A 26,111-nucleotide genomic window follows, 5' to 3' on the forward strand; every position below is an offset into this window, starting at 1 on the left:
CGCGAGATGTTCGGCGCCCTTCCCCTGACCTTCTCCGCACCGCTGGCGCTGGCGGCGCTCGCCTTGCTGCCGGCGCTCTGGCTGCTGCTGCGGGTGACGCCGCCGCGCCCGCGCCGCATCGACTTCCCGCCGCTCAAGATCATGGCCGACCTCGTCCCGAGGCGGGAGACGCCGGCGCATACGCCCTGGTGGCTGCTCGCCTTGCGGATGGCCGTGGCCGCGCTCGCCATCCTCGCGGTTGCCGGCCCGGTCTGGAATCCGCCCCGCGATGCCGGGCCGGCGCGCGGCCCGGTGCTGCTCCTCGTCGATAACGGCTTCGCTGCCGCGCCCGACTGGGCGGAGCGCATCGCCGTCGCCGAATCCCGCATCGCCGCCGCGACCCGCGAAGGCCGCACCGTCGCCGTGGTGGGCCTGGCCGAGAACCCGGCGGAAATCTCGCTGCTCGATCCACGCACCGCTCTCGAGCGCCTGCGGGCCATGACGCTCGAACCGCATGCGCCAGACCGCGCCGCCCACCTGCCCCGCATCGAGAACGTCCTGCGCAATGCGCCGGAGGCCGAGATCGTCTGGGTGTCGGACGGGCTCGCGATCGGTGACCCCGGCCCCTTCCTGTCCCGGCTGAAGCAGGTTGCCGGCAACCGTCGCCTCGCCATCCATGCCGGCCCGGCGATCCAGCTCGCTCTGGCGGCTCCCGAGAACCAGGCTGGAGCTCTCACGGTGAAGGTGCTGCGCCCGAACGCCGCCGCTCCCGCCACCGGCACAGTCCGCGCGCTCGACCTGAAAGGCTTGTCGCTCGGTGACGCCCCCTTCGTCTTCGAGGGCTCGGCGCTGGAAACCACCGCGCGCCTGACCCTGCCGATCGAGGTGCGCAACGCCGTCTCGCGTCTGGAGCTCGCCGGCATCCGCAGCGCCGGAGCCGTCGCCCTGCTCGACGAGAGCTCGAAGCGCCGCCGCGTCGGCATCGTCTCGGGCACCACGGCCGACACCGCCCAGCCGCTGCTCTCCCCGACCTATTACGTCTCGCGCGCGCTCCAGCCCTTCGCCGAGATCCGCGAGCCGCGCCAGGGCTCGAACGACCCGATCGGCGAATTGCTGGCGCAGAACCTCTCCGTGCTGGTGCTCGCCGATATCGGCGCGCTCGACCGCGAGACGACCGCGAAGATCGGCGATTTCGTGCAGCGCGGCGGGGTGCTGCTGCGCTTCGCCGGCCCGCGCCTGGCGGCCAGCTCCGACGAGTTGACCCCGGTCAAGCTGCGTCGTGGCGGGCGCACGCTCGGCGGCGGCCTCTCCTGGGACACGCCGCGCAAGCTCGCCGCCTTCACCCGCGAGAGCCCCTTCTTCGGCCTGACCATCGGCGCCGAGCTCCGCGTCAATCGGCAGATCCTGGCCGAGCCCGAGCCGAACCTCTCCCGCAAGACCTGGGCGGCGCTAGAGGATGGCACGCCGGTCGTCACCGGCGAGCACCGTGGCGACGGGCTCATCGCGATGTTCCATGTCACCGCCGACACCACCTGGTCGAACCTGCCGCTCTCCGGCCTCTTCGTCGAAATGCTGCGCAAGGTCGTCAATCTCGCCGGCGCCGGAACGACCGCCGACACGCAGGGCGAGGAAGTCCGGGCCGAGACGCTGTCGCCGACCCGCGTACTCGACGGTCTCGGCCAGTTCCGCAGCCCGCCGGCGACGAGCCAGCCCGTCGCCCGCAACTTCGCCGGGCGCGCGACGCTGCTGCATCCGCCCGGCCTCTACGGCCCCACGGAAGGCTCCTTCGCCGTGAATGCGCTTGCCCCGAACGACAGGATCGCCGCGCTCGACCTTGCCAGCCTCGGCGCTCCCATCCTGCCGATCGACGAGCCGATCGCGCGCGACATCCGCCCGCCGCTGCTCGTCCTCGCCTTGCTGCTGCTGGTCGCCGACACGCTCGCGACGCTCTGGCTCGGCGGCCGTCTCGGCTTCGGTCGTGCCCGGCGCACCGCCGCGCCGGCCGTAATCCTGCTCACGCTCGCCCTGGCCGGCGCCTTCCTTCCCGATCGCGCTGAAGCTCAGCCCGCCCCGGCGCAAACGCCATCCGCCGCACAGCAAGCCGCCCTTCCGCCAATCCCGCGCGAGCTCCTCGCCAATGGCGCGATGACGCGGCTCGCCTATGTCGTCACCGGCGACAGGGCGGTGGACGACATCTCGAAAGCCGGGCTGACGGGTCTGAACACCGTGCTCGGCGCCCGCACCGCGCTCGAACCGGGCGACCCCGTAGGTGTCAATGTCGAGCGTGACGAGCTCGCCTTCTTCCCCGTGCTCTACTGGCCGATCGTCGCCGGCCGCCCGATCCCCTCGGCCGAGACGCTGCGCAAGCTCGAAGCCTATATGAAGGGCGGCGGCCTCGTGATCTTCGACACGCGCGACGCCATGAGCGCCCGGCCCGGCGGCGGCACGACGCCCGAGGGCGACCAGCTCAAGCGCATGCTGCAGACGCTCGATATTCCCGAGCTCGAGCCCCTGCCCGCCGACCACGTCCTGACCAAGACCTTCTACATCCTGAACGGGCTCGTCGGCCGCTACGACACCGGCACCACCTGGGTCGAGACCCTGCCGCCCGCCGATGACGAAGGCCGCCGCCCGGCGCGCGCCGGAGACAACGTCTCGCCCATCGTCATCACCTCGAACGATCTCGCCGCCGCCTGGGCAATCGACCGGCGCGGTGAGGGGCTGGTTCCGCTCTCGGGCTCCGATCCGCGCCAGCGCGAGCTCGCCCTGCGCGCCGGCATCAATCTCGTGATGTATGCGCTGACCGGCAACTACAAGGCCGACCAGGTCCATGTCCCGGCTCTGCTCGAGAGGCTGGGGCAATAGCCATGTGGAGCTTCTCCTTCGCCCCGCTGATCCCGCTGCCGCTTTTGATCGGCCTCGCCGTGCTGGCGGCCGTCGCCGCAGGCGCGGCCATCGCGCTGGCCGGCCGCAGCGCCATCCTGCGCGCGCTCGCGCTGGCGGTGCTGGCCATCGCGCTCGCCGACCCCTCCCTCGTCTTCGAGGACCGCGAGCCGGTGAAGGACGTCGTCTCGGTCGTGGTCGACCGCTCGGCCTCGAACCGCCTCGCCGACCGCACGGCCCAGACCGACGCCGCCCTGGCCGATGTCGAACGGCAATTGCGCGGCATCCCCAATGTCGAGACCCGCATCGTCGACGTCCGCGACGCGCAGGGCACGAGCGACGGCACCCGCCTGTTCGAGGCGTTGACCAACAGCCTCGCCGATGTGCCTTCCGAACGCGTCGCCGGCGCCATCGCGATCACCGACGGCCTCGCCCATGACGCGCCGCCCAATGCCGAGGTGCTCGGCCTGCGTGCGCCGCTGCATGTCCTGACCACCGGCCGCAACGCCGAGATCGACCGGCGCATCGTGCTGGTCGATTCGCCGCGCTTCGGCATCGTCGGCAAGGACCAGATCATCCGGCTGCGCGTCGTCGACAAGGGCGGCCCCGGCCGCGCCGGGCTGACCATCCGTCGCGACGGCGAGATCGTCGCCCGCCGCGAGGTCGCGACCGGGCAGGTCGTGCAGGTGCCGGTGCGCATCGACCGCGGCGGGCCGAACGTCGTCGAGATCGAGGCCTCCCCGCTCGACAACGAACTGACGCTCGCCAACAACCGCGCGGTTATTACAATTGAAGGAGTCAGGGACAAACTGCGCGTGCTGCTGGTCTCGGGCGAGCCGCATCCGGGCGAGCGCACATGGCGCAACCTGCTCAAGGCCGACGCCAATGTCGACCTCGTCCATTTCACCATCCTGCGTCCGCCGGAGAAGCAGGACGGTACGCCGATCAACGAATTGTCGCTGATCGCCTTTCCGACGCGCGAGCTGTTCCAGGTCAAGATCAAGGAATTCGACCTGATCATCTTCGACCGCTACGCCAACCAGTCGATCCTGCCGCTGGTCTATTTCGACAACATCGTCCGCTATGTCCGCGAAGGCGGGGCATTGCTCGTCGCCGCCGGCCCCGAATATGCCGGCGGCCAGACGCTCGCGCGCACGCCGCTCGGCCAGATCCTGCCGGCCGTGCCGGATGGCAGCGTCATCGACGAGGCCTATCGCGCCCGCGTCAGCGACCTCGGCAAGCGCCACCCCGTCACCCGCGACCTGCCGGGCTCTGAGGTCGATCCGCCGCGTTGGGGCGAGTGGCTGCGCATGGTCGGCGCGCAGGCGCGAGCCGGTGCCGCCCCGGTGATGACCGGCCCCGGCGACCGCCCGCTCCTGATGCTCTCACGCGAGCAGAAGGGCCGTGTCGCGCTCTTCCTCTCCGACCATGAATGGCTCTGGGCCCGCGGCTTCCGCAATGGCGGCCCCTATCTCGACCTGCTCAGGCGCCTCAGCCACTGGCTGATGAAGGAGCCGGAGCTGGAGGAGGAGGCGCTGCGCGCCACCGCCCGCAACGGCATCGTCGAGGTCGAGCGCCAGACGCTGGGCGACAATCCCTCCCCCGTCACCATCACCGGCCCCGACGGTGGGTCGCGGCAGGTCGCGCTCGAAGCCGGACAACCCGGTCTCTTCACCGCCCGTATCCCGACGGACCAGCAGGGTCTTTATCGCCTCACCGCCGACAACCTCACCGCCTTCGCCAGCGTCGGGCCGGAGAATCCGCGCGAGCTGATGGATGTGGTCAGCGATCCCAACGCGCTGCAGGCGCTGGCCCAGTCGACCGGCGGCTCCTCGCGCCGCATCGGCCATGAAGGCGATTCCGGCGTCAACGTTCCGCGCATCGTCCCGGTACGCTCCGGCAGCCAGTTCGCCGGCGCCGACTGGATCGGCCTCAGGATCAGCGATTCCGGCATCGTCCGCGGCGTCCAGATCTCGCCGCTCTTCGTCGGCCTGATCGGGCTCGCGATCCTGTTCGGCGCGCTCGTCGCCGGCTGGCTCGGCGAGAGCGGAAGGCGCTTCAGGCGCGAGGCGTAGCCCGTAGCGGGCTCACCGCCCCGCGCCGCTGCGCCAGCACGCCCTCGACGAGCTCCAGCGCCAGGAAGCGCGAGGGATCGGCAGGGCCGGGCAGGATGAGCTGCCCCGGCGGAATGACCTTGAAGCCGAAGCGGGCGTAATAGGGCGCATCGCCGATCAGCATGACGAGGTCGTGCCCGGCCGCGCGCGCCGCCTCGATCGAGCGGTTCATCAGTGCCGCGCCGATCCCCCTGCCCTCGAAGGCCGGATCGACCGTCAGCGGCCCGAGCATCAGCGCCGTATGTCCGCCGGCGGCGACCGGCGTCACCTTGACCGAGCCCACGAGGAAGGTGCCGACATGCGCCGCGAAGGACAAAGCCGGATCGGGCGGCACGCCTTCGCGCAGACGGAAGGCGGTGCGCGCGAAGCGGCCGGGGCCGAAGGCGCGCTCATGCAGCCGCTCGATGGCGGCCTGGTCCACGGGAAGCTCGTGGCGAATGGTCAAAGGCAGGGATGTCATGACGACCGGAGAAAACAGCAGCGGCGGGATAATGACGAAGGCCGGGCGCGCGGGCGCTCAGGCCGGGAGGCGCATTCAGCGCATCGGTCGTCGCAGGTCGCTCTGGCTGTGAAGGTCGTTCATCGAGCGCGCCTCTAGCAGAGCTTCGCATGGGCGTCCATCGCTTCCTGCGCAGCCATGGCCGGCTTGCCGCCTCGCAGCGATTGGTTTCAACTCCTCCTCGACCTGCAAGAGCAACGACAAGCGGGCGGGCCAGAGCATGCCGATGCGCAGGCGCCTCCCCGAAAACGGAGGAAACCTCATGATGAACAAGCTGATGCGGGCGGGCATCGCGGCCCTGGCGGTCGCCTGCGCGCTGCCTGCGGGAGCCCAGCAGCAAGGCGGGCCGAACAAGGCTCCGCCGCGCGACGAATTCTTCTGGCTCGGCGAGATCAACAAGGCGAGCACCGTCATCAACAGCCAGGCGGGCCTGCTCGACAAGGCGCTCGCCCCCAAGATCGCACAGGGCATCGCGCGGGTGATCGAGGCCGGCAACCAGCCCGGCGTCAGGCGCCCCTCGACCGTCATCACCTTCGAGCCGCTGATGATCAAGGAGGCCGGTGTCGAGGTCACGCTGATCCATGCCGGCCGCTCAAGCCAGGACATGCACGCGACCTATCGCGCGGCGATCATGCGCGACCGGCTGCTGGCATTGGCCGACCAGCTCGGCAAGACCATGCGGACGATGGTCGAGCTGGCCGCGGCGCATCAAGGCACCATCGTCCCCAACTACACCAACGGCGTCGCCGCCCAGCCCAACAGCTATGGCCATTACCTGCTCGGCCTCGTCGCCGGCTTCGACAGGGATGCCCAGCGCATCCGCGAGTTCTACGCCCGGCTCGACCATTCGCCGATGGGCACGACCGTGCTCAACGGCACGAGCTGGCCGCTCGACCGCCAGCGCATGGCCGATTATCTCGGCTTCGGCGCCCTCGTCGACAACGCCTATGATGCCTCGCAGATCGCGGCCGCCGATCTGCCCGTCGAAGCGGGCTCCATCGTCACCGGCATCGCGCTCCACACCGGCGGCTACATCCAGGACGTGATGACGCAATATGCGCAGCCACGCCCCTGGATTCTCCTGCGCGAAGAAGGCGGCACCACCGGCGGCGGCACCACCTATGTGTCGAGCGCCATGCCGCAGAAGCGCAATCCCGGCCTGCTCAACGGCACGCGCGAGCAGGCCTCGACAGCGCTCACATTGGCGATGGGCCCGGTCTTCAAGGCCCACAACATCCCGCCCGGCATGCCCGACCCCAAGGACGCCAAGGCCAACAGCGCGATGATCGACAGCGCCACCAGGACCCTTCAGGATCTCGACCGCATCCTGAAGGCGCTGGCGATCGATCCCGAACGGGCTCTGGACGAGCTCAACAGCGACTGGACCGCCTCCCAGGAACTCGCCGACGTGCTGATGCGGAGGTACAAGCTGCCCTTCCGCGCCGGGCACCATTTCGCCTCCGAGGTCGTCGATTACGCCAAGCTCAACGCCATCAAGCCGACCGATTTCCCCTATGCGCAGGCCCAGGCGATCTACCGCAAGGCCGCCGCCGAAATGCAGCTTTCGCCGGCCGAGCTGCCGATGAGCGAGGCCGAGTTCCGCGCGACGCTCGATCCCGTCGCCATCGTGAAGAACCGAGCCACCTCCGGCGGCCCGCAGCCGGCCGAAATGGAGCGCATGCTGCGCGAGGCCCGGCAGCGCCTCGACCAGCAGGATGGCTGGGTCAAGGAGAAGCGCGCGCGGATCGCCGATGCTCTCGCCAGGCTCGACGCGGATTTCACCGCGCTCGCCAAAAGCGCCAACTGACACGAGCGCGAACGGACGATCTTCGGGCGCCCTTCCGGCCCGCCTCACCAATCGGCGGCCGGCGGCAGGTCCTTGGCGATCTCCTCCAGCCGACGGCGCGTCCCGGCCGTCACGCCCTCCGGCAGGTGGTCGAGCGGAAAGAAGCCGGCCTCGGCGATCTCGCGATCGGGTCTCTTGACGCTATCCACCCGGAAGGCCCGCACGACATAGAGCGCGACATGGTCGCGCCGCGAGACGCGGCGGTTGAAATAGATACCGTGCAGGCGGGGCGTGCCCGTCGGCGTGATGCAGGCCTCCTCCTGCAGCTCGCGCGCCAATGCGTCCAGGACCGTCTCCCCCACCTCGACCCCGCCACCGGGAAGATGCCAGCCGGGAACATAGGTGTGGCGGATGAGGAAGACCTCGCCGGCTTCGCTGATCACAGCCACCCGCACCCCGAAGGTGACGCTGCGAACCAGCCGGAAATAAAGATGCAGCAGGCGCCCCAGCATCCGGCGCGCCCATGAAAGGCCGGGCTCTTCACGCATAGCCCTTTCGGGCGGTGATGGCTCCATCGGCTCGTTTTCCCATCCCAGATGAATTGTCTATGCAAAAACTGCATAACGGACGCGTTAGATTAACTCTGGCCCTGTCACAAACGCGCCCCAAATGAGAGCGCATAGAAACGCCTGTCCGCTGGAACCCGAACCATGTTGCTCTCTTTCATCATCTCCCGCTTCAAGGCCAAGCCGGCCTATGTCTGGAAGCCCGCCGTCACGATGACCGATTCCCGCATCGTGTCCGAGCTCACCGGCGCTGCCAACTAAGATCGCCTGTCCGCCCCGCCGACCGCGCTGAATTGCGCGCTTGACGGGGGGCCTGCCGTGAGGGCAAGCGCTGGAGCGTGTTCAAGCTCGCGCACCTGTCCGACCCGCATCTCGGCCCGCTGGCCGGGTTTTCTTTGCATCAGCTTCTCGGCAAGCGCGCGACCGGTTATGTCAACTGGCGCCGCAAGCGCCGGCATGCGCATGACATGGACATCCTGGCGCGGATCGTCGCCGATATCCATGCGCAGGCTCCCGATCACGTCGCCTGCACCGGCGATGTCGCGCATATCGGCTTGCCGAACGAGTTCAAGACAGCCGTCTCCTTCCTTGACACGCTGGGCCCCCGCGAGGCGGTCAGCTTCGTGCCGGGCAATCACGACGCCTATGCGCGCTCCTCGCTGAAGGCGCTCGCCAGCCTGCTGGCGCCCTGGTCGGCGAGCGATGACGACGTCGCCGCCTATCCCTGGTATCGCCGCCGCGGGCCGGTGGCCCTGATCGGCGTCAGCAGCGCCGTGCCGACCCTGCCGCTGATGGCGACGGGCCGCGTCGGCGGCGAGCAGATCGCCAGGACGGGCGCGCTGCTCGACCGCGCCCGCGACGAGAAGCTGATCCGCGTCATCCTCATCCATCACCCGCCCTATGTCGGCGGCGCCAAGCGTGGCCGCGAACTGGTCGATGCTGCCGCCTTCGAGGCCATGCTGAAGCAGAAGGGCGCCGACCTCGTCCTGCACGGCCACAACCACATGTTCTCGCTGGCCTGGCGCCCGGGCCCGGAGCACGACATGCCGATCGTCGGCGTGCCCTCCGCCTCGCTCGGCCCGCTCGGCCATGGCGAGCTCGGCACCTGGCATCTCCTTCATATCGACGGCGATGCCGGGAAGCCGCAGATCACGCTGGAGCAGCGCGGCTTCGAGCCTGACGGAACGGTCATGCTCCGCCAGACGATCGCGCTGCACGCAAAGCCCGTGTAACGCCGGCACAACGTTACTTTTGCTCCCTCCGCATTTACCCGCCTTTCACGCGCAGGTCGTAGGCTCTCTTCAGGGAAGGAGCGTGCGATGTTTGCCGGAACGCTCGGCCGCAGCCAGTTCTTCGTCAGGTCAAGTCTGCTCGGCCTGGCCGAGACCGCGGTCCTGCTGACCTGCGTCGCAGTCCAGCACGAGGCCTTCTTCGGTCCACCCGGACAGGGGCGCTACCGGCTGGCCGCGACGGCTTTCCTGGTCGGCGCCTTTTTCGGATACAAGCGCGTCAGCTATGCCATCCGCCGCAACCGCGACGCCGGCGGTGGCGAATTGCTGGCCGGCATCTACCTGATCGTCACCTGCACGGCGCTCGCCCTGCAAATCCAGGCCTTGATCGTGCGGACGAACGAAAGCCCGCTGGACGGCACGGAACATGCCGGCCTGGTCTATCTCCTGCTGGGCGGCTTCTGGTTCTATCTCCTGTACGCGCCATCCGCCCCCGCCGAGGCGCGCAGCGGCGCCGGTTCGTCACCCGGCCGCTTCATCTCGGCCGACGGCGACCCGGGGCGCGTCGATACGCAGCTCGCGCTGGCCATGGAACAGGCGATCGCCGGCGAGAGGCCGATCCCGATGGTGCCCGTCCCCGCCCGCCCACCGGGCTTCCTCGGCTCGGCCCGTCAGGCGCCGGTGCCGCACCGGCGAACCGAATTCGGCCGGCGCGGTCTGAAATAGGACATCGGCCCGAAAAGCGGACTGCGGTTTTCGGGAAAAGCCGATGCTGTAGCCGGCCCGCTCAGACGCAGCGCCCGCCATCGACGGCCAGCACGCTGCCGGTCACCATGTCGGCCTCGTCCGAGCAGAGGAACAACGCGGCATTGGCGATGTCCTGCGGCGTCGAGAAGCGGCCCCACGGAATCGAGGCCGTGAACTGCGCGCGCCGCTCCGGCGTGTCTTCCCCCATGAAGGTGGCCAGCAGCGGCGTCTCGCCCGCGACCGGCGCGATGGCGTTGACGCGGATCTTGTCCGGCGCGAGCTCGACCGCCATCGATTGCGAGATCAGGTTCGCGGCGCCCTTCGAGCCATTGTACCAGGTCAGGCCCGGGCGCGGCCGCACGCCCGCCGTCGAGCCGATATTCAGGATGACGCCGCCGCCATGCTCGCGGAAATGCGGCACGGTCGCCCGCGCCATCAGGTAGATCGACTTCACATTGACCGCGAAGATCCGGTCGAACTCCTCCTCGGTCACCTCGGTCATCGGCTTGTTGCGATGGGTCGTGCCGGCATTGTTGACGACGATGTCGAGCCGCCCGACCTTGGCGAGGATCTTCTCCACCGCCTTGTCGACGCTCTTGGCCTTGCCGACATCGCAGGTGACGGCGAAAGCCTTGCGGCCGATCGCCTTCGCGGCCTCCTTCGCCTTGTCGCCGTTGATATCGAGCACCGCGACGCGCGCGCCCTCGCGCACGAAAGTCTCGGCGATGCCGAAGCCGAAACCCTGTGCCGCGCCGGTCACCAGCGCCGTTTTGCCCTTCAGTCTCATGGTCGTTCCTCGTGATCTCGATTTGCCGCGATGTTTGAAACGATTGAGCGCGGTCGTAAATGCGCTTTTGGGCGGGGCCGGATACGGAAATCGAATGGCTACTCGTCATTCTCGGGCGAAGCGAAGCGCAGACCCGAGAACCTCATGACGAGAGAGCGCTGGTTTACGAGATGCTCGGGTCAAGCCCGAGCATGACGGCGAGGGGTTACGCCCCGATCTCCTCACGCAGCATCTCGAGCTCCAGCCAGCGCTCCTCCGCGTCGCCGATCTCGCGCGCGACCTCTTCCAGCCGCGCCGTCGCCTTGGCGAAGAGCTTCGGGTCGCGGGTGTAGAGATCGCCCGCCACGGCGGCGTTGAGCTTGGCGGCTTCCGCCTGCAACGCCTCGATCTTCTTCGGCAGCGTTTCGAGCGCATGCTTCTCGTTGAAGGAGAGCTTGCGTTTGGCGCTCGAAGCGGCGGGCGCGGCCGAGGGAGCGGATTTCGGCGTGGCGGCGGACGGCTTCTCGACGGCCCTCGCCTTCGCGCCGACGCCGCGCCCACGCTGCGTCAGCATGTCGGAATAGCCGCCGGCATATTCGGTCCAGACCCCGTCGCCATCCGAGATCAGCACGGCCGAGACGACCCGGTCGAGGAAGTCGCGATCATGGCTGACCAGCAGCACCGTGCCCTGATAATCGGCCAGCAGCTCCTGCAACAGGTCGAGCGTCTCGAGGTCGAGATCGTTGGTCGGCTCGTCCAGCACCAGCAGGTTCGAGGGCTTCGCGAGCGCGCGCGCCAGCATCAGGCGCCCGCGCTCCCCGCCCGAGAGCGCGCCGACCGCCGTGCCACGCTGCAAAGGCTGGAACAGGAAGTCCTTCATATAGGAGATGACATGGCGCGGCTGGCCGCCGACCATGACCTGGTCCGAGCCGCCGCCGGTCAGCGCATCGCCCAGCGGCGTCGCCGGATCGAGGCTTTCGCGGCGCTGGTCGAGCGTCATCATCTCCAGCGAGGTGCCGAGCTTCACCGTGCCGGAATCGGGCTGAAGCCCGCCGGTCAGCAAATTGATCAGCGTGGTCTTGCCGGCCCCGTTCGGTCCGACGATGCCGATCCGGTCGCCGCGCGCCACCCTAAGCGACAGGTTCTTGACGACGACGTTATCGCCATAGGCCTTGGCGACATCCACCGCCTCGATCACGAGCTTGCCGGAGGTCTGCGCCTCGCTCGCCTCCAGCCGGACATTGCCGGTGGCGACGCGTGCGGTGCGGCGCTGGTCGCGCAGCGCGAACAGCTCGCCAAGCCGGCGCTGGTTGCGGGTGCGCCGGGCGCTGACGCCATAGCGCAGCCAGTCCTCCTCACGCGCGATCTTGCGGTCGAGCTTGTGGCGGTCGAGCTCCTCCTGAGCCAGCACCTCGTCGCGCCAGGCCTCGAAATCTCCGAAGCCCTTCTCCATCCGCCGCGTCACGCCGCGATCGAGCCAGACGGTGGCGCGTGACAGCGAGGTCAGGAAGCGCCGGTCGTGGCTGATCAGCACCATGGCCGAGCGCAACGACTTCAATTCCTGCTCCAGCCATTCGATGACGGGCAGGTCGAGATGGTTGGTCGGTTCGTCGAGAAGCAGAATGTCCGGCTCCGGCGCCAGCACCCGCGCCAGCGCCGCGCGCCGGGACTCGCCACCCGACATGGTGGCGGGATCCTCCTCCCCGGTCAGGCCGAGTTCCGTGACGAGATATTGCGCACGATAGGCGTCGTCACCCGGCCCAAGGCCAGCTTCGACATAGGCGAGCGAGGTCTTGTAGCCGGTGAAATCCGGCTCCTGCGGCAAATAGCGGATGGTCGCGCCGGGCTGCACGAAGCGCTCGGCATGGTCGGGCTCGACGAGCCCCGCAGCGATCTTGAGCAGGGTCGACTTGCCCGAGCCGTTGCGCCCGACGAGGCTGACCCGCTCGCCGGCCGAAACGGATATCTCGGCCGCTTCGAGCAGCGGCTGTCCGCCGAAGGTGAGCGCGACGTCGCGCAGATGCAGCAAAGGGGCCATGGTTCGTCCTGTGAACTGGCCTGCGGGATAGAGCATCGGACCGAAAAGTGGAAACCACTTTTCGGATCGATCCGATGCTGCATGAAGACGAGAGTGCAGGCGCTGCTGTCACGCCCACCGGGCATGGCATGCTGCTTGCCAGCCGAAATCGCGCCCTTATCGTGGCCCTCGCATCGAGTCGAAAGCCAGCCCATGCCGTCAGCCCGCCCGCGCCCCATCGGAATCGGCCACAATGGCGGGCCGCCGCTGCAAGAACGCAAGCGGCGCGCGGAAACCGGCAAGGGCACGATCGGCCGCTATTTCGACTGGCGCTTCGCCCATCGCAAGGCCTGGAAGAAGCCGCGCGAGGTCGCCATCAGCCGGCAGGAGAAGGCCGAGGCGCTCGGCCTGACCTATGAGGAATATTCGCTCGAGATCATGGAGCGCGGCTATTATCCGCAGCCCGAGCATGTCGAGACGATCAAGTCCAGGCGCGCCCAACGGCGCAAGGACGGTGGCGTCGTCGGCCAGTCGCTCAAGGGCATGAAGCTGAGCTGAGAGGTCGGGTTCAGCCCCCGAGCCAGTGCCGCGCCAGCCGCGTCGCCGGCCGCTCGAAACAGCGATGGAGCAGCAGCGCCGCGACGACCGCGCCGGTCAGCGCGAGCACGATGTAAAGCGCCGGCCAGGCCAGCCCCACCCGCAGCACGGCCTCGCGCATGCCCCGGATCACGAAGGGGTGGACGAGGTAGAGCGCATAGGAGGCGTCACCGACCGCCGCCAGCGCCTTGACCGGCAGCAGCGGTACGATGCCCTCCCGGCCGCAGGAAGCCGCCAGCACCAGCAGCAGGGCCGCCGATCCGCGCCAGAGCACGCTGCTCCAGCCGCCATCGGTTCCCGGAACATGCGCCGCGGCAACCAGCACCGCAACGCCGGCCGCCGCGACCGCGATCCGCACCACGCCATGCAGGCGCAAGCCTCGCCCGCGCAACACCGCGATACCCATGCCGGCGGCGAATTCGAGGACGATCGGCTGCCCCCAGAACGCGAAGGGCAACGGCGTCGGCCCGCCCAGGCTCTCCGCTGCGACCAGCAGCGCCAGCGCCAGCGCGACCGCCGGCAAGGTCCAGCGCGCCGGCAGCAGGAGCCCGACGGCGAACAGGGCGTAGAACAGCATCTCGTAATTCAGCGTCCAGCCCAGCGAATAGACCGGCTGCACCACCCCTTGCGTCGAGACCATGGGCCAGAACAGATAGGAGCCGAGGATCTGGCCGAAGCTCGGCGCGCCCGAATTGAGAAGCGCCGGAACGGCGAGGCCGACCAGCAGGAACAGCGTCGTCATCGCCCAGTAGAGCGGCACGATGCGGGCGAGGCGCCGCCTCAGGAAGGTGAGCGAAGCACCCTGCCGCCCGAACAGGTCCTGCGAGGCATGGACCATGATGAAACCGGAGACGACGAAGAAGATATCGACTCCGGCCATCCAGGGCAGCATGTCGTTGCGGGCGAAGGCGAGCCCCGCGCGCTCCGCCACGATGGCGGCATCGGGCTGGACATGGTGCACGGCGACCATGAACGCCGCGAGCGCGCGCAGGACCTGAATGGAATGGATGGGCTGCACGCGATCTCGATGTTTTCCGAAGGACGGGTCTGTGGAAGGCGCTCAGCCAAACCACAACCGCTTGGGATCGTCGAGGCCGAAACGCGGCAGATTGGCCGCGATCGCCGCAAGCCCCTGCTCGGCGGCATCCTGCGCCGTGATGACATGCAGGGCGAAGCGCGCCGCGAGAGCCTCCATCGGCGGCTTGCCCGCGAAGACGGCCTTGACGGTCGCGCGATCGGCCAGCGGCAGGAGCTTTGGCGCGATGCCGCCCGCGATGAAGACCCCGCCCGTCGCCTTGAACGAGAGGGCGAGATCGCCCGCGACGCGCGCGAGCAGGCGCCAGAAGCAGACGACCGTCATCAGCGCCGCCGGATTTCCGTCCAGCGCGAGGCGGCTGATATCGGCAGCGCTGGTATCGGCCTCCGCCATGCCCGAGGTTGCGACCACGGCGCGGTGGAGGCGGACGAGCCCGTCGCCGCTGAGCAGATGCTCGACCGTGAGGCGCGGCAGCCCGGCCGCCAGCACCGGCCACATCCGCTGTTCCGTCGGGTCTTCCGGGCCAATGCCGATATGCCCTGCCTCGGTCGGGATCAGGAAACCGCGCTCGCCGCGCGTCAGCAACGCCGAGGCGCCGAACCCCGTACCCGGACCGAGCACGAGCTTCACCCCCTCCGGCTCCGGATCACCCTCGACCAGCGTCTCGACATCGCCCGGATTCAAGACCGCGAGGGAAGCCGCGAGGGCTTCGAAATCATTGACCAGGAGCCCTTGGTTCAAGCTGAGAGCCTGGGCGATCCGCGGCCCGTCGAACTGCCAGCTCGCATTGGTCAACTGGGCGCTGCGGCCATCGAGCGGCCCGGCCACGGCGAGGATCGCCGAGCGCGGCCGTTCCGGCAGTTCGGCGATGACGCTCTCGAAAGCCGCTTCCGGCGTCGGGTAGCTGCCCGTGCCGATCCGCGCCAGGGCACGCTGCGGGCTGTCTGGATCCCCCGCCAGCGAGAGCCGGCAGTTCGTGCCGCCGATATCGGCGAGCAGGACGGGATAGGCGATCGATGGCGGGCGCATCAGAGCGGCTTTCGCCAGGGCGCGAACCAGCCGAGCCCCTCCAGCGTCCCGTGCTCCGGCTTGTACTCGCAGCCGACGAAGCCGCCATAGCCGAGCGCGTCGAGCTCGGCGAAGAGCCGGGGATAGTCGGGGCCGGAGGCATCGGGCTCGTGCCGGCCATTGGCCCGCGCGATCTGGACATGGCCGACGAGTGGGTAGAGCGCCTTGAGCTTGCCCGACACGTCGCCATGGATCAGCGCGCAGTGATACATGTCGAATTGCAGCTTCACGTTCGGCCGCCCGGCCTCGCGCACATAAGCGGCGGCCCGGTCGAAATCGTTGAGGAAATAGCCCGGCATGTCCTTGCCGTTGATCGGCTCGAGCAGAAGGTCGATGCCGTGCTCGCCGAGCCTGTCGGCGGCATAGGCGATCGAGGCACGATAGGTTTTCTGTGCGGTCGGGTCGTCGGGGTCGGCAAGCCCCGCCATCATGTGCAGGCGTGGGACGCCGGTCTCATGGACATAGGCCAGCGCCGTATCGACGGAAGCCTTGAACTCCGCCTCGCGCCCGGCCAGCGCCGCGATGCCGCGCTCTCCGGCCGCCCAGTCGCCCGGCGGCAGGTTGAACAGTGCCTGCTCCAACTCGCCGCCGGCCAGCGCCAGCCCGACCTGCTCGGGCGCATGCTCATAGGGGAACAGGAATTCGACGGCCTCGAACCCTGCTTCCGACGCAGCCTTGAAACGATCGAGGAAGCCCCACTCCGTGAACATCATCGAGAGATTGGCGGCAAAGCGCGGCATGAACGGCCTCTGGCAGACTTAGAGTAGTTTCGAGCGAAGCGGATACCGGTTCGCCTGAAGACAATGCGACACGACAAGGATCGAGAGCCTTTCCACGCTTCGGAGAAACGCGGGAACGCTCAAGGTCTGAACGACCGGCGCAAGCTAGCGCGCCGAGCCGGCCGCGTCATGACCCAACGCGACACGGCGGCGATGCGTTCCGACGGATAGCCTATGCGGTGATGGATTCAGCTCTGCAGGATGGCGTAGACGTCGCCCGAGCCGGCTGTCCGAGGCAGCCCGCGCAGATAATCCCCCATCGCCTCGGCCGTGACGGCCTCCGCCAGCGCGAGCCTCTGGGTCTCCCCAAGTGCGACGTTGAAGCGATAGCGCCCGAGCGTTTCCAGCAGCGCCAGACAGCCCTCGGCGACATCGTGCTGGATCGTCTTGAACTCGAAGCAGATCACCTGCACCGGCTTGGTCAGCCCGGCCAGCACATGCGCCTCGAAGCCTTCGACATCGATCTTGAGCAGATGCGGCAGGCCGTATCGCGCGATCAGCTTGTCGAGCGTTGTGCAAGGCACCGTGATCTCGTGATCCCAGCCCTGCCCCGCCCTGCCCTCTGCATCGGTCGCCGCGCCGATGAAGGCGGCCGAGGCGCTCGAGACCGCCGGATTGGCGCTGTCGATCCTGAGTGCGATCGAGCCCTCATGGTCGCCGCAGGCCGCCTCGATCAGCGTCACGCGCGGGTCGCGCCGATGGATCAGCCGGATGATCCGCGCCGGTCCCGGCTGCGGCTCCAGCGCCACCACGCGGGCGCCGAGGCGCCGGAAGGACGAGATCCGGTCGCCGACATGGGCGCCGATGTCGAAGACGAGGTCGCCGGGCGTCAGGAAGGCGCCGTGGAGCCGGTCCATCGCCGCCTGACGTTCCTTGTCGCCATAATGCATTCTCAGGCTGCGCGAGAGCGCCTTCACCGTACCTTTGGGATAGGCGACGGCGTTCATCCGCGCTCTCCCGCACCGATGGCCGCCAGCACCGGCGGCGGCGCGAAATCCTCCGGAATGGCGCAGAGCCCATGTCGCGCCAGCCAGGCCCCGGCGGCCGGCAGCGCCGTCAGTATCGCGAAGGGGATCGCCAGCACATAGCCGGCCGTCAGCGGCAGCGACCAGAGGAGGACCGTCGGCGACAGCCAGGCCAGCGTCGCGAAGAGATAGGCTCCGAACAGGAGATGCGGCCACAGGCCGGCGCAGGCCGTGCCGAAGGACAGCGCATGGGCATCGCGCGCCTGCCCGTTCCAGCCGATGTGCGCCCGGCCGAAGGCAAGCCCGATCATGAACAGCGTCGTGCGCAGGCTGGAGACGGCGCTCTGCAGGAAGCCGAACACGGTCTCGATGACGGCCGATGCAAGGAAGCGGGTGCCGCCGCCATGGCGCGCGGCACCGCCTTTTTCCAGCAGCGTATCGGCAAAGCCGGCGAGCTTCGGCACGAAATGCATCGTCAGGAACAGCCCATAGAGCCCTGCCGCCAGAACGACCGGATAATCGGCGATGGCGCGATCCTCGAAGACCTTGAACGGTAGCAGCGCGATCATCAAGGTCCAGGCCGGCAGGCCGAGGAACATCAGGATCGCCCAGACGAGCTGGAAGCGGCTCATCGGCTTCAATGCCGGCAGGTCGAGCAGCTTGAGATATTGCAGGTTCCCGAGGCACCAGCGCAGGTCACGCTTGGCGTAGTCGAGCATGGTCGGCGGGTTCTCCTCCCAGCTGCCACCCTCCACCGGCAAGACCCGAACCTCGTAGCCGGCCCGGCGCATCAGCACCGCCTCGACCTGATCATGGCTCATCACCGCCCCGCCAAGCGGCGGACCGCCCGGAAGCATCGGCAGATGGCAATGATCGCGGAAGGGCGCGATCCGCACCATGGCGTTGTGGCCCCAGAACGGCCCGCAATCGCCCCCCCACCACGCAGCGCCCATGGTGTAGGGCCGCATGCCGTGGCGCATGCCGAACTGGAAGATCCGGGCGAAGGCGGAGCGGCTGGGCATTCCGACCACCAGTGATTGCAGGATTCCGAGCTTCGGATACGCTTGCATCATTCGGGCCAACCCGAGCACGGCGTCGCCCGACATGACGCTGTCGGCATCGAGCGGCAGCATCAGCTCGTAGCGATCGCCCCAGCGCTCGCAGAAATCCCGGATGTTGCCGGCCTTGAAAGCAGCGTTGCTCACCCGCCGGCGATAGGTCAATCGCGCCGGCTCGCCGATCTCCTGCACCCATGCGCCGGCAAGCGCCTCCTCGGCAGCCGCCACGGCAGGCTCGCTGGTATCCGACAGCACGAAATAGTCGAACCAGACGCCCTCGCCCGTGGCGTCGAGACTGTCCTTGACTGCCCTGAGCCGCCGGAAGGCCCGCGCGGGATCCTCGTTGCGCAGCGTCATCAGCACAGCCGTGCGCAGCATCAGCGACGCCGGCTTCCCGCCATCCGCGGCGAAGGGCGCCACCGCCTTCAGGCCATCGCGCCGGCCGTGCAGCAGCCACAGGCCGATCACCGCGTTCCAGAAGCCGAGCACCGTCCAGGGCGCGGCAAACAGGAAAGCCGTGAAGATCACGACATCCGCCGCGCTCCAGCCGCCGGTGCCAAGCACCTCGGCCAGCCCGGCGAGCAGCGCCACCAGCGTGCCGAGATTGAGCGCGAGCACAGCGAACCGCCGTTTCCGAAGGCTCGCGACGGATTGAAGGCCCGCCGGCGTCAGGCCGACCGGCTCGACATCTTGCGCGACCCGCGGGAACGTGGTCGGAGCGAGGTGCTGGTTCGTGACGGTATCTGTCATGGATCGGCAGCAGGCGGGCTCGGACGGACGGGATCGGATCGGGATGGCGCGGGAGCTAAAGACCGCAACCACGGCTGACGCAAGGGCAAAAGCCTTGGCACTTTGGTATGCCTCGCGCCGTGAATGCAGCCTGAATGAGGTGCCCCTGCCGTTGGCGGGGCCCGAGGACTGCCTCGTCACAACACTGTGGAGCGGCATCAGCCGGGGCACGGAGAAGCTGATCTTCGAGGGCCGCGTGCCGGTTTCCGAACATGACCGGATGCGCGCCCCGTTCCAGGAGGGCGCCTTCACCTTCCCGGTGAAATACGGCTACTGCGCCGTCGGCAGGGTCGATGCCGGCCCCCCTGACCTCATCGGCCGCACCGTCTTCTGCCTGCATCCACATCAGGACCGCTTCGTGGCGCCGCGCGATCGCCTGATCCTCGTCCCGGACGACGTGCCCCCGCGCCGCGCCATCCTCGCCGCAAACATGGAAACCGCGCTCAATGCGCATTGGGATGCCGGTTCCGGCCCGGCTGACAGCATCGTGATCGTCGGCGGCGGCGTTCTCGGCCTGCTGGTCGGCTGGCTCGCCGCGCGTCTTCCCGGCGCCGAGGTCACGCTCGTCGATGTCGAACCCTGCCGGCAGGCGACGGCCGAACGGCTCGGCATCCGCTTCGCCCTGCCCGGCGCTGCGCCGCGGGACGCCGATATCGTCTTCCATGCCAGCGCCAGCGCCGACGGGCTCGCCACCGCGATCGATTGCGCCGGGCGCGAAGCCCGCATCGTCGAGCTGAGCTGGTATGGCGCGGGAACCGTGCCGGCGCCGCTCGGCGGCGCCTTCCATGCGCGGCGCCTCCGGCTGATCGCCTCGCAGGTCGGAATGATCCCGGCCTCGCGCCGCTCGCGCTGGGACTGTGCGCGTCGCGCCCGGGTGGCGATGGCGCTCCTCGCCGACGACCGGCTGGATGCGTTGATCACGGAGGAAATCCCCTTCCGCGAAGCCCCCTCGCGGCTTCCCGCAGTGCTGTCCTGCGGCTGGAACGGGCTGGCGGCGGCGCTCCGGTATTGACGGCGCATCCGTCAGGCGACCAAGACAGCCCGCCCCGCCGGCAGCAGGAGTGCGCCATGTTTTCCGTCGAAGTCCGTGATCGCATCATGATCGGCCATTCCCTGCCCGATCCCTTCTTCGGGCCGGCGCAGAACATGCACGGTGCCACTTTCGTGGTCGATGTCGCCTTTTTCCGCGAGGCGCTGAATCGGCATAACGTCGTGGTCGATATCGGCGCGGCGCTCGACGTGCTCGCCGAAACCCTGAAACCACTGAAGTACCAGAACCTCGACGCGCTGCCGCAATTCGCGGGCGTGCTCACCACGACCGAATTCCTCTGCAAGCACATCTTCGACGCGATGGCGGCAGCCGCCAAATCCGGCGCGCTCGGCGCCGACGGGGCCGGGCTCGCCCGCATCCGCGTCACCCTCCACGAGACCGATCTCGCCCGCGCCAGCTACGAGGGCGCGCCCGCGTGAGCGGCATCGTCTTCGCCATCCCCGGCGACATCGACGCCCCGACCGGCGGCTACGGCTATGACCGGCGCCTCCTGCGGGAATGGCGGGCCGCCGGCGTCACCGCCCGCCACCTCGCCTTGCCCCCCACCTTTCCCTTCCCGACATCGGCAGATCTGGCGACGACCGAACGGCTTCTCGCCGAGACCGCCCCCGACGACGTGCTGCTGGTCGACGGGCTGGCCTTCGGCGCGTTCCCCGAGGCGCTCGCGGCGCGGTTCTCGCAGCGCCTCGTCGCCCTCGTTCACCACCCGCTCGCGCTGGAAACCGGCCTGGATCCGGAGACGATCGCGGCTTTGCGGCACAGCGAGAGGCTGGCGCTGCGCCATGCGCGTGCCGTCGTCGTGACCAGCCCGGCGACGCGCGACACGCTCGTCGCGGACTACGGCGTCGCGCAGGATGGCATCGCCGTCGCCGTACCCGGCACCGATCCCGCCCCTCGGGCGACCGCTGCCGACGGCTCCGAATTACGGCTGCTCGCCGTCGGCTCGATCATCCCCCGCAAGGCCTACGACGTCCTCATCGAGGCCCTCGCCACCATCGCCGACCGGCACTGGACCCTGACTATCGCCGGTTCGCCGGACTACGCCCCCCGCCTGGCGGAGGAGCTGTGCGCCCGAATCGCCCGCTCCGGGCTGGCGGACCGCATCTTGCTTGTCGGTGCCGTGGATTCGCAAAAGCTCGCGGAACTCTATGACAGGACCGATCTTTTCGTCATGCCGTCGCTCTATGAGGGCTACGGCATGGTGCTGACGGAAGCGCTCGCGCGCGGTCTGCCCATCGTCTGCACCTTGAGCGGCGCCGGCGCGGATGCCTTGCCCGAGGCGGCGGCCCTCAAGATCCTCCCCGGTGACGCGACAGCACTTGCCAAGGCCCTCGCAACCCTGATTGATGCGCCGGCTGAACGCCTCCGGCGGGCCGATGCCGCCTGGGCGGCGGCATCGGCGCTGCCGCGCTGGCGGGATACGGCACGGATCGTCGCGGAGGCATGCCTCGGCGACGGCGGCCGAAAGGTGGGATGATGGCTGGGTTCTCTCCGGAATGGCTCGCCTTGCGCGAGCCGGCGGATCATGCGGCACGCAATCCGCAATTGCTCGCGGCGGTCGGCGCCTTTTTTGCGGCGAAGCCGTCGCTTTCCGTGCTCGACCTCGGCTGCGGCGCCGGCGCGAACCTGCGCGGCAGCTATGCCGTCCTCCCCGAACGGCAGCACTGGACGCTCGTCGATCACGACGCCGATCTGCTGGCCGTGGCGCGCGAGCGCCTGGTCGGCTGGGCTGACGAGGCGCGCGAGCAAGGCGAAGAGCTCGTCCTGGCCAAGGACGGCAAGACGATCACCGTCGACACCCGCCAGGTGGATCTCGACAAGGATCTCGACTGGGTCCTCGGCTGGCGGCCCGACCTCGTGACGGCCGCCGCCCTCTTCGACCTCACCTCCAAGCGCTGGATCGAGCGTTTCGTCGCCGCGCTGGCGAGCCAGAAGCTGCCGCTCTACACGGTGCTGACCTATGACGGGCGCGAGAACTGGAAGCCGGCCCATCGCAGCGATGCCCGCATGCTGGCCGCATTCAAGCACCATCAGCACCTGGACAAGGGCTTCGGCCCCGCAGCCGGCCCGGAAGCCTGCGACATCATGGCAGAGGCCTTCCGCAAATCGGGCTTCGCCGTCTCGACGGCGGACAGCGCCTGGCTGCTCGATGAAGGCCACCGCGACCTGCGCGACGCCCTCGCCCGCGGCATCACTGATGCGGTGCGCGAAACAGGACAGGTCGAGCCGGCTGCCATTGCCGCCTGGCTGGAGGCGCGCCAAGCCGCCGCGTCCGCCCGGATCGGGCATCAGGACCTCTGGGCGCGACCGGTCTGAACCGCTTGCCTGGAGCTTGCTGCGTTTTCGCTGAAGCGCGGGTCGTCCCGGGCAAAATCAGCGAGCTTTAATCCAGCCCCGGCCACATCCGGCGCAGCACCCCGTCGCGGCGGATGAAATGGTGGTAGAGCGCCGCCAGGATATGCAGCACGACAATGGCGCCCGCCATCAGCGCGAGCTTTCCGTGGATCCCGAGCACCCGGCCGGCAGCCGCCTGATCGGGCGACGTCAAAGCCGGCAGGTCGAACAGATTAAACACGGTCAGCGCCGGAAACAGCGAGACGCCGATCCAGCCGAGCAGCGGCACGACGAGCAGGAGCCCGTAGAGCAGCCAGTGGACGAGATGCGAGCCCGCCCTCTGCCACCACGCCAATGACGGCTCGTCGGGCGGGACGCCATGCAGGAACCGGTAGATCAGGCGACCGGCCGTCAACCACAACAGCAGGAAACCGATGAGCTTGTGGGCGCTGTAGAGCGCGTCCGTGGTCCCGTCCCAGATGTTCAGCGTGTTGCCGCGATAAGTCATGGCAAGGCCGAGAGGCAGCATCGCCAGCACCGCCACCACCGTCACCCAGTGAAACGTTCGGGCGACGCCGCCATAGACGGGGCGCACCGTGCTGCTTCCTGCCGCTCGAGCGTCCATTGGAGCCTCCTGAACCTGCGTCCAGCCGGATATTCATCGCACATTCAATGTCGCGGACCTATACCGCTGCATGCCCGCCCGCGATGAACCCAAGGTCATGACACGGATTTGATCGCGGAACCGCCGCCGCTGCGAGACGTTGGTGGAATGGCGGATCGTGATTACATATATCCTGAATTCGTTGGAACTCCCGACACATCCTGATCCCAGCGATCTGACTGACGGAATTTTCGATGCTTGAGTCGCGTACGCTCTTCGGCCGCCCTGGGGAAACCCTGCTGGTGAAGGTCGAAAGGGCCATCTCCGAGTTTCGCGCCGGCCGGCCGGTTCTCCTGCGCGCAGGTGCACAGCTTGCCCTGGCGCTGTCGGCCGAGCTCGCCGATGCCGAGTTGGTGCGCAATCTCGACGCTCTCGCCGCGGGCAACGGCCATCTCGTGCTCAGCCCGGCGCGGCTGCGCCGTCTCGGCGCCAAGGGCCGGACGGAGGCCGGAATTTTCGCGTTGCCGACCATTGACCTCGAGCGTGTCGCTGATCTCGCCCTCAAGCTGGAGAGCCGGATGGACGCCCCCGTCGCGCCGGCTTCCGCGCTCGACACCGCAGCGCTCGAGCTGGCGCGGCTGTCGCTCGTCTTGCCGGCCGCGCTGGTCGTGCCCGTGACGGCAGAAGCCGTTGCCGGTGAATCCCTCGTCGAAGCCGATATCGAGGCGGTGAACGCTTACCGCGCCGCGCAGGCCGCCTCGCTCAGGATCGTTGGCCGCGCTCCGGTGCCGCTGGAAGGTGCGCCGGAGACCGAGTTCGTCGTCTTCCGTGGCGGCGAAGGCCTGCGCGATCAGGTCGCGATCATCGTCGGCAAGCCCGATCTCGACACCGCCGTGCCGGTGCGCCTGCATTCCGCCTGCCTGACCGGCGATCTCTTCGGCTCGCTGAAATGCGATTGCGGCGACCAGCTGCGCGAAACCGTGCAGTGGATGGCCGAGAATGGGGGCGGCATCCTGCTCTATCTGGACCAGGAAGGCCGCGGCAACGGCATCTCCAACAAGATGCGCGCCTACAAGCTGCAGAGCCAGGGCTGGGACACCTACGATGCCGACGAAGTCCTCGGCTTCGACCTCGACCAGCGCCATTTCGATTTCGCGGCGACGATGCTGAAACAGCTCGGCGTCACCAGCGTCGTCGCGCTCACCAACAACCCGCAAAAGATCGGCGCGATCGAAGCCGCCGGCCTGGAAGTCGCGGCGAGCCAGCGCGTGCTCGGGCGGCCAAACGCCCACAACGTCCGCTATCTCGCCTCCAAGCGCGACCGCGCCGGGCATCTCATCGACATGGATGCGCTGATGGCGCGCGCCGCGCCCAAGGACTGAATCAGGGCCCGATCGAGCCGGCGACCCTGTTCGCAGCGCTCAAGCCAGCGCCGCCATCGCCGCCACAGGCTGCACAGGCAGGCCGTCCAGCACCCTGGCGAGCCCGGCCGGGTCGACCTCTCCGCCGCGCATCGTTTCGTCGCGATGGATGCCGCCGGCGATGAACAGGCTGTCGAAGCCCATCAATCGTGCGCCGGCGAGATCGGTGCGGACCGCATCCCCGATCACCAGCACCTTGCTCGACTCGACAGAACGCCCGCCGCGCAGCTCGGCAGCAGCCGCGAGCGCGAGCTCATAGGCTGGGCGGTACGGCTTCCCGGCCCAGGCGACGCTGCCGCCGAGCTCCTCATAGATCATCGCGAGCGAGCCGGCGCAGGGCAGCAGATCCTCGCCGACATGGACCACGAGATCGGGATTGCCGCAGATGAAGGGCAGCCCCCGCTCCGCAAAACGGCTGAGCAGCGGCCGGTACTGCTCCGGCGTCTCGTTGCGGTAGTCGTTGAGCTCGGTCGCGACCACGAGGTCGGCTTGCGCCTCATCGACCAGCTCGACATCGAGACCGGCGAACAGCGCCCGGTCGCTTTGCCAGCCGATATGATAGACGCGGCTGTGGTGACTTTCGGCGATCAGCGAGCGCGTGACGTCGCCGGAGGTGACGAGCCTGTCCCAGGCTCCGCGCGGCACGCGCTTGGCGTCGAGCACGCTTGCGACGTGCTGCGACGGTCCCGGCGCGTTCGAGAGCAGCACCACGGCGCCGCCGCGCTCCCGGAAAGCGGTCAAGACGGCGCAGGCCGGCTCCAGCGCCCAGAGCCCGTCATGGATGACGCCCCAGACGTCGCTGATCAGCACGTCGTAGCGTTCGAGCAGTGCGTCCGCATGCTTCAGGATCGGCACGCTCGTCAGGAGGTCTTGCATCAGGAGTTCCTGGCCTCGCTCGCCATCCGCGCCTCGACATCGGCGCGCCGCGGCAGCGGCGCCACCGCGCCATAGCCCTGCGTCGAGAGGGCAGCCGCGACATTGGCATAGGCGCCGGCCGCAAAGGCATCGCCCGTGCGCAGATATTCCGCGAGGAAGGCGCCGTCATAGCAGTCGCCCGCGCCGGTCGCATCGATCGCATCGACCTTGATCGGGCGGAAGCGCTCGCGCCGGACCGGCGTAGCGACGAGCGAGCCCTCATGGCCGAGCGTCAGCGCCACGACCCGCGCGCCCAGCTTGAGATAGAAATCGGCGATGGCGTCGGGCTGGTTGAGACCCGTGAGCTGCGTCGCGTCGTCGAAGCCCGGCAGGACGATGTCGGCCATCGCGCAGGCGGCGTGGATGATCGCGCGGGCCCGCGCCAACGGCCAGAGCTTGAGGCGCAGATTGGTGTCGTAGGCGGTCAGCACGCCGGCCTCGCGCGCCGTCTCAAAGGCCGCGAACACGGCGTCGCAGGCACTGGCCGAGATCGCCTGGCTGATGCCCGACGCCTGGATGATCCGCGCCGAGCGGATCATCCCGAGCGGCAGGTCGCCCGGCCCGTAGAGGCTCGCGGCCGAACCAGCCCGCAGATAGGAGAAGACATGGCCCGAAGGCCCGTGATCGACGAAATAGAGCCCGGTCGGCGCGCTCGGATGCGTCGCGACATGGGCGTCGTTCACACCTTCGCGCTGCCACAGCGCGCGGACCGACTGCCCGGCCATGTCGTTGCCGAGCGCCCCGAGATAGCCGACGGACATCCCCTGGCGCACTGCCGCCACCGCACAGTTGGACGTGTCGCCACCCTGGCCGAACTGGAAGGCGCCGGATTCCGCCCGCGTCGCATTGAACTCGCCGAGCGGCTCGCCGAGGCACAGAAGGTCGATGGGACTGTCGGTCACGGGATT

Annotated in this window: 23 protein-coding genes; 11 read left to right on the forward strand and 12 right to left on the reverse strand. The window is 68.8% G+C overall.

The genetic code is table 11. From position 1 onward, the window contains the following. Window positions 1–6: 6 nt before the first annotated feature. Together GY40_RS05400 and GY40_RS05405 are read left to right on the forward strand one after the other, a co-directional pair. Window positions 7–2,844, forward strand: coding sequence for a DUF4159 domain-containing protein (locus GY40_RS05400; protein ID WP_038359265.1), 2,838 nt, complete (start codon window positions 7–9; stop codon window positions 2,842–2,844). A 2-nt stretch (window positions 2,845–2,846) separates the two neighbouring features. Then, window positions 2,847–4,937 (forward strand): membrane protein, encoded by a 2,091-nt coding sequence (locus GY40_RS05405; RefSeq protein WP_038359267.1) that lies wholly within the window; start codon window positions 2,847–2,849, stop codon window positions 4,935–4,937. On the opposite strand, the gene GY40_RS05410 is transcribed toward GY40_RS05405, so the two are convergent. After that, window positions 4,921–5,436 carry a GNAT family N-acetyltransferase gene (locus GY40_RS05410; RefSeq protein ID WP_038359269.1) on the reverse strand — a complete coding sequence of 172 codons (516 nt, stop codon included), beginning with the start codon at window positions 5,434–5,436 and terminating at the stop codon, window positions 4,921–4,923. The genes GY40_RS05405 and GY40_RS05410 overlap by 17 nt on opposite strands. A gap of 304 nt (window positions 5,437–5,740) precedes the next feature. Between GY40_RS05410 and GY40_RS05415 the strand changes: the two genes are divergently transcribed. Beyond that, entirely contained in the window at window positions 5,741–7,282 is a 1,542-nt protein-coding gene (locus GY40_RS05415) for a lyase family protein (RefSeq protein WP_248311092.1), read from the forward strand. Between the two features lie 44 nt (window positions 7,283–7,326). Here GY40_RS05415 and GY40_RS05420 read toward each other — a convergent pair whose 3' ends face one another. Next, window positions 7,327–7,809 carry an NUDIX domain-containing protein gene (locus GY40_RS05420; protein ID WP_038359271.1) on the reverse strand — a complete coding sequence of 161 codons (483 nt, stop codon included), beginning with the start codon at window positions 7,807–7,809 and terminating at the stop codon, window positions 7,327–7,329. A gap of 356 nt (window positions 7,810–8,165) precedes the next feature. Here GY40_RS05420 and GY40_RS05425 point away from each other — a divergent pair, with 356 nt between their 5' ends. Further along, a complete protein-coding gene (locus GY40_RS05425) occupies window positions 8,166–9,059 on the forward strand; it encodes a metallophosphoesterase family protein (RefSeq protein WP_038359272.1) in 894 nt (297 codons plus the stop codon). A gap of 87 nt (window positions 9,060–9,146) precedes the next feature. Next, window positions 9,147–9,782, forward strand: a complete 636-nt coding sequence (locus GY40_RS05430) for a hypothetical protein (protein ID WP_038359274.1) — start codon at window positions 9,147–9,149, stop codon at window positions 9,780–9,782. Window positions 9,783–9,843: 61 nt separating this feature from the next. Here the strand turns inward: GY40_RS05430 and GY40_RS05435 are convergent, their stop codons facing one another. Continuing rightward, entirely contained in the window at window positions 9,844–10,590 is a 747-nt protein-coding gene (locus GY40_RS05435; RefSeq protein ID WP_038359276.1) for an SDR family oxidoreductase, read from the reverse strand. Window positions 10,591–10,795: 205 nt separating this feature from the next. Further along, complete coding sequence (locus GY40_RS05440) at window positions 10,796–12,607, reverse strand: ABC-F family ATP-binding cassette domain-containing protein (RefSeq protein WP_038359278.1); 1,812 nt, start codon at window positions 12,605–12,607, stop codon at window positions 10,796–10,798. Window positions 12,608–12,799: 192 nt separating this feature from the next. Between GY40_RS05440 and GY40_RS05445 the strand changes: the two genes are divergently transcribed. Beyond that, the gene (locus tag GY40_RS05445; protein ID WP_051987535.1) at window positions 12,800–13,144 is read left to right on the forward strand and encodes a hypothetical protein; all 345 of its coding nucleotides are present in this window, start codon (window positions 12,800–12,802) and stop codon (window positions 13,142–13,144) included. 10 nt (window positions 13,145–13,154) lie between these two features. Here the strand turns inward: GY40_RS05445 and GY40_RS05450 are convergent, their stop codons facing one another. From GY40_RS05450 to mdoH, 5 genes are all read right to left on the reverse strand, one after another. Then, window positions 13,155–14,201, reverse strand: coding sequence for an acyltransferase family protein (locus GY40_RS05450; protein WP_156115874.1), 1,047 nt, complete (start codon window positions 14,199–14,201; stop codon window positions 13,155–13,157). A gap of 42 nt (window positions 14,202–14,243) precedes the next feature. After that, window positions 14,244–15,248, reverse strand: a complete 1,005-nt coding sequence (locus tag GY40_RS05455; protein WP_038359281.1) for a glucokinase — start codon at window positions 15,246–15,248, stop codon at window positions 14,244–14,246. After that, a complete protein-coding gene (gene otnI / locus GY40_RS05460; protein WP_038359283.1) occupies window positions 15,248–16,027 on the reverse strand; it encodes a 2-oxo-tetronate isomerase in 780 nt (259 codons plus the stop codon). Before otnI ends, GY40_RS05455 begins: the two co-directional genes overlap by 1 nt. A gap of 227 nt (window positions 16,028–16,254) precedes the next feature. Beyond that, a complete protein-coding gene (locus tag GY40_RS05465) occupies window positions 16,255–17,013 on the reverse strand; it encodes an FkbM family methyltransferase (protein ID WP_038359286.1) in 759 nt (252 codons plus the stop codon). Then, window positions 17,010–18,839, reverse strand: coding sequence for a glucans biosynthesis glucosyltransferase MdoH (gene mdoH, locus GY40_RS05470; protein ID WP_051987536.1), 1,830 nt, complete (start codon window positions 18,837–18,839; stop codon window positions 17,010–17,012). The genes GY40_RS05465 and mdoH overlap by 4 nt, the downstream gene beginning before the upstream one ends. Before the next feature lie 151 nt (window positions 18,840–18,990). Between mdoH and GY40_RS05475 the strand changes: the two genes are divergently transcribed. From GY40_RS05475 to GY40_RS05490, 4 genes are read left to right on the forward strand one after another with little or no spacing between them, the layout of a single operon-like run. Then, window positions 18,991–19,890 (forward strand): zinc-dependent alcohol dehydrogenase, encoded by a 900-nt coding sequence (locus tag GY40_RS05475; RefSeq protein ID WP_349236397.1) that lies wholly within the window; start codon window positions 18,991–18,993, stop codon window positions 19,888–19,890. 56 nt (window positions 19,891–19,946) lie between these two features. Beyond that, window positions 19,947–20,348 carry a 6-pyruvoyl trahydropterin synthase family protein gene (locus GY40_RS05480; protein WP_038359288.1) on the forward strand — a complete coding sequence of 134 codons (402 nt, stop codon included), beginning with the start codon at window positions 19,947–19,949 and terminating at the stop codon, window positions 20,346–20,348. Next, a complete protein-coding gene (locus GY40_RS05485) occupies window positions 20,345–21,406 on the forward strand; it encodes a glycosyltransferase family 4 protein (protein WP_038359290.1) in 1,062 nt (353 codons plus the stop codon). The genes GY40_RS05480 and GY40_RS05485 overlap by 4 nt, the downstream gene beginning before the upstream one ends. Then, window positions 21,406–22,245, forward strand: coding sequence for a class I SAM-dependent methyltransferase (locus GY40_RS05490; RefSeq protein WP_038360195.1), 840 nt, complete (start codon window positions 21,406–21,408; stop codon window positions 22,243–22,245). Before GY40_RS05485 ends, GY40_RS05490 begins: the two co-directional genes overlap by 1 nt. A gap of 67 nt (window positions 22,246–22,312) precedes the next feature. Here GY40_RS05490 and GY40_RS05495 read toward each other — a convergent pair whose 3' ends face one another. Continuing rightward, the gene (locus GY40_RS05495; protein ID WP_051987537.1) at window positions 22,313–22,888 is read right to left on the reverse strand and encodes a cytochrome b; all 576 of its coding nucleotides are present in this window, start codon (window positions 22,886–22,888) and stop codon (window positions 22,313–22,315) included. Between the two features lie 233 nt (window positions 22,889–23,121). Here GY40_RS05495 and ribA point away from each other — a divergent pair, with 233 nt between their 5' ends. After that, a complete protein-coding gene (gene ribA, locus GY40_RS05500; protein WP_038359295.1) occupies window positions 23,122–24,249 on the forward strand; it encodes a GTP cyclohydrolase II RibA in 1,128 nt (375 codons plus the stop codon). Between the two features lie 39 nt (window positions 24,250–24,288). Here ribA and GY40_RS05505 read toward each other — a convergent pair whose 3' ends face one another. Further along, window positions 24,289–25,164 carry a TIGR01459 family HAD-type hydrolase gene (locus GY40_RS05505; protein ID WP_038359298.1) on the reverse strand — a complete coding sequence of 292 codons (876 nt, stop codon included), beginning with the start codon at window positions 25,162–25,164 and terminating at the stop codon, window positions 24,289–24,291. After that, on the reverse strand, window positions 25,164–26,105 hold the full coding sequence (locus GY40_RS05510) for a sugar kinase (protein ID WP_248311094.1): 942 nt from the start codon (window positions 26,103–26,105) through the stop codon (window positions 25,164–25,166). The genes GY40_RS05505 and GY40_RS05510 overlap by 1 nt, the downstream gene beginning before the upstream one ends. Window positions 26,106–26,111: the final 6 nt, after the last annotated feature.

The sequence above is a fragment of the Allobosea sp. UNC402CLCol genome, from assembly GCF_000745475.1.
Taxonomy (GTDB): domain Bacteria; phylum Pseudomonadota; class Alphaproteobacteria; order Rhizobiales; family Beijerinckiaceae; genus Allobosea; species Allobosea spartocytisi.

Bases quoted from the DNA above. Each gene is read 5' to 3' on its own strand.
- GY40_RS05505 (WP_038359298.1), bottom strand. From the start codon at position 25,164: ATGCAAGACCTCCTGACGAGCGTGCCGATCCTGAAGCATGCGGACGCA.
- GY40_RS05435 (WP_038359276.1), bottom strand. From the start codon at position 10,590: ATGAGACTGAAGGGCAAAACGGCGCTGGTGACCGGCGCGGCACAGGGT.
- GY40_RS05400 (WP_038359265.1), top strand. From the start codon at position 7: ATGTTCGGCGCCCTTCCCCTGACCTTCTCCGCACCGCTGGCGCTGGCG.
- otnI (WP_038359283.1), bottom strand. From the start codon at position 16,027: ATGCCGCGCTTTGCCGCCAATCTCTCGATGATGTTCACGGAGTGGGGC.
- GY40_RS05430 (WP_038359274.1), top strand. From the start codon at position 9,147: ATGTTTGCCGGAACGCTCGGCCGCAGCCAGTTCTTCGTCAGGTCAAGT.
- GY40_RS05490 (WP_038360195.1), top strand. From the start codon at position 21,406: ATGGCTGGGTTCTCTCCGGAATGGCTCGCCTTGCGCGAGCCGGCGGAT.
- GY40_RS05480 (WP_038359288.1), top strand. From the start codon at position 19,947: ATGTTTTCCGTCGAAGTCCGTGATCGCATCATGATCGGCCATTCCCTG.
- GY40_RS05440 (WP_038359278.1), bottom strand. From the start codon at position 12,607: ATGGCCCCTTTGCTGCATCTGCGCGACGTCGCGCTCACCTTCGGCGGA.
- GY40_RS05495 (WP_051987537.1), bottom strand. From the start codon at position 22,888: ATGGACGCTCGAGCGGCAGGAAGCAGCACGGTGCGCCCCGTCTATGGC.
- GY40_RS05455 (WP_038359281.1), bottom strand. From the start codon at position 15,248: ATGCGCCCGCCATCGATCGCCTATCCCGTCCTGCTCGCCGATATCGGC.
- GY40_RS05410 (WP_038359269.1), bottom strand. From the start codon at position 5,436: ATGACATCCCTGCCTTTGACCATTCGCCACGAGCTTCCCGTGGACCAG.
- GY40_RS05445 (WP_051987535.1), top strand. From the start codon at position 12,800: ATGCCGTCAGCCCGCCCGCGCCCCATCGGAATCGGCCACAATGGCGGG.
- GY40_RS05415 (WP_248311092.1), top strand. From the start codon at position 5,741: ATGAACAAGCTGATGCGGGCGGGCATCGCGGCCCTGGCGGTCGCCTGC.
- GY40_RS05405 (WP_038359267.1), top strand. From the start codon at position 2,847: ATGTGGAGCTTCTCCTTCGCCCCGCTGATCCCGCTGCCGCTTTTGATC.
- GY40_RS05420 (WP_038359271.1), bottom strand. From the start codon at position 7,809: ATGCGTGAAGAGCCCGGCCTTTCATGGGCGCGCCGGATGCTGGGGCGC.
- mdoH (WP_051987536.1), bottom strand. From the start codon at position 18,839: ATGACAGATACCGTCACGAACCAGCACCTCGCTCCGACCACGTTCCCG.
- ribA (WP_038359295.1), top strand. From the start codon at position 23,122: ATGCTTGAGTCGCGTACGCTCTTCGGCCGCCCTGGGGAAACCCTGCTG.
- GY40_RS05465 (WP_038359286.1), bottom strand. From the start codon at position 17,013: ATGAACGCCGTCGCCTATCCCAAAGGTACGGTGAAGGCGCTCTCGCGC.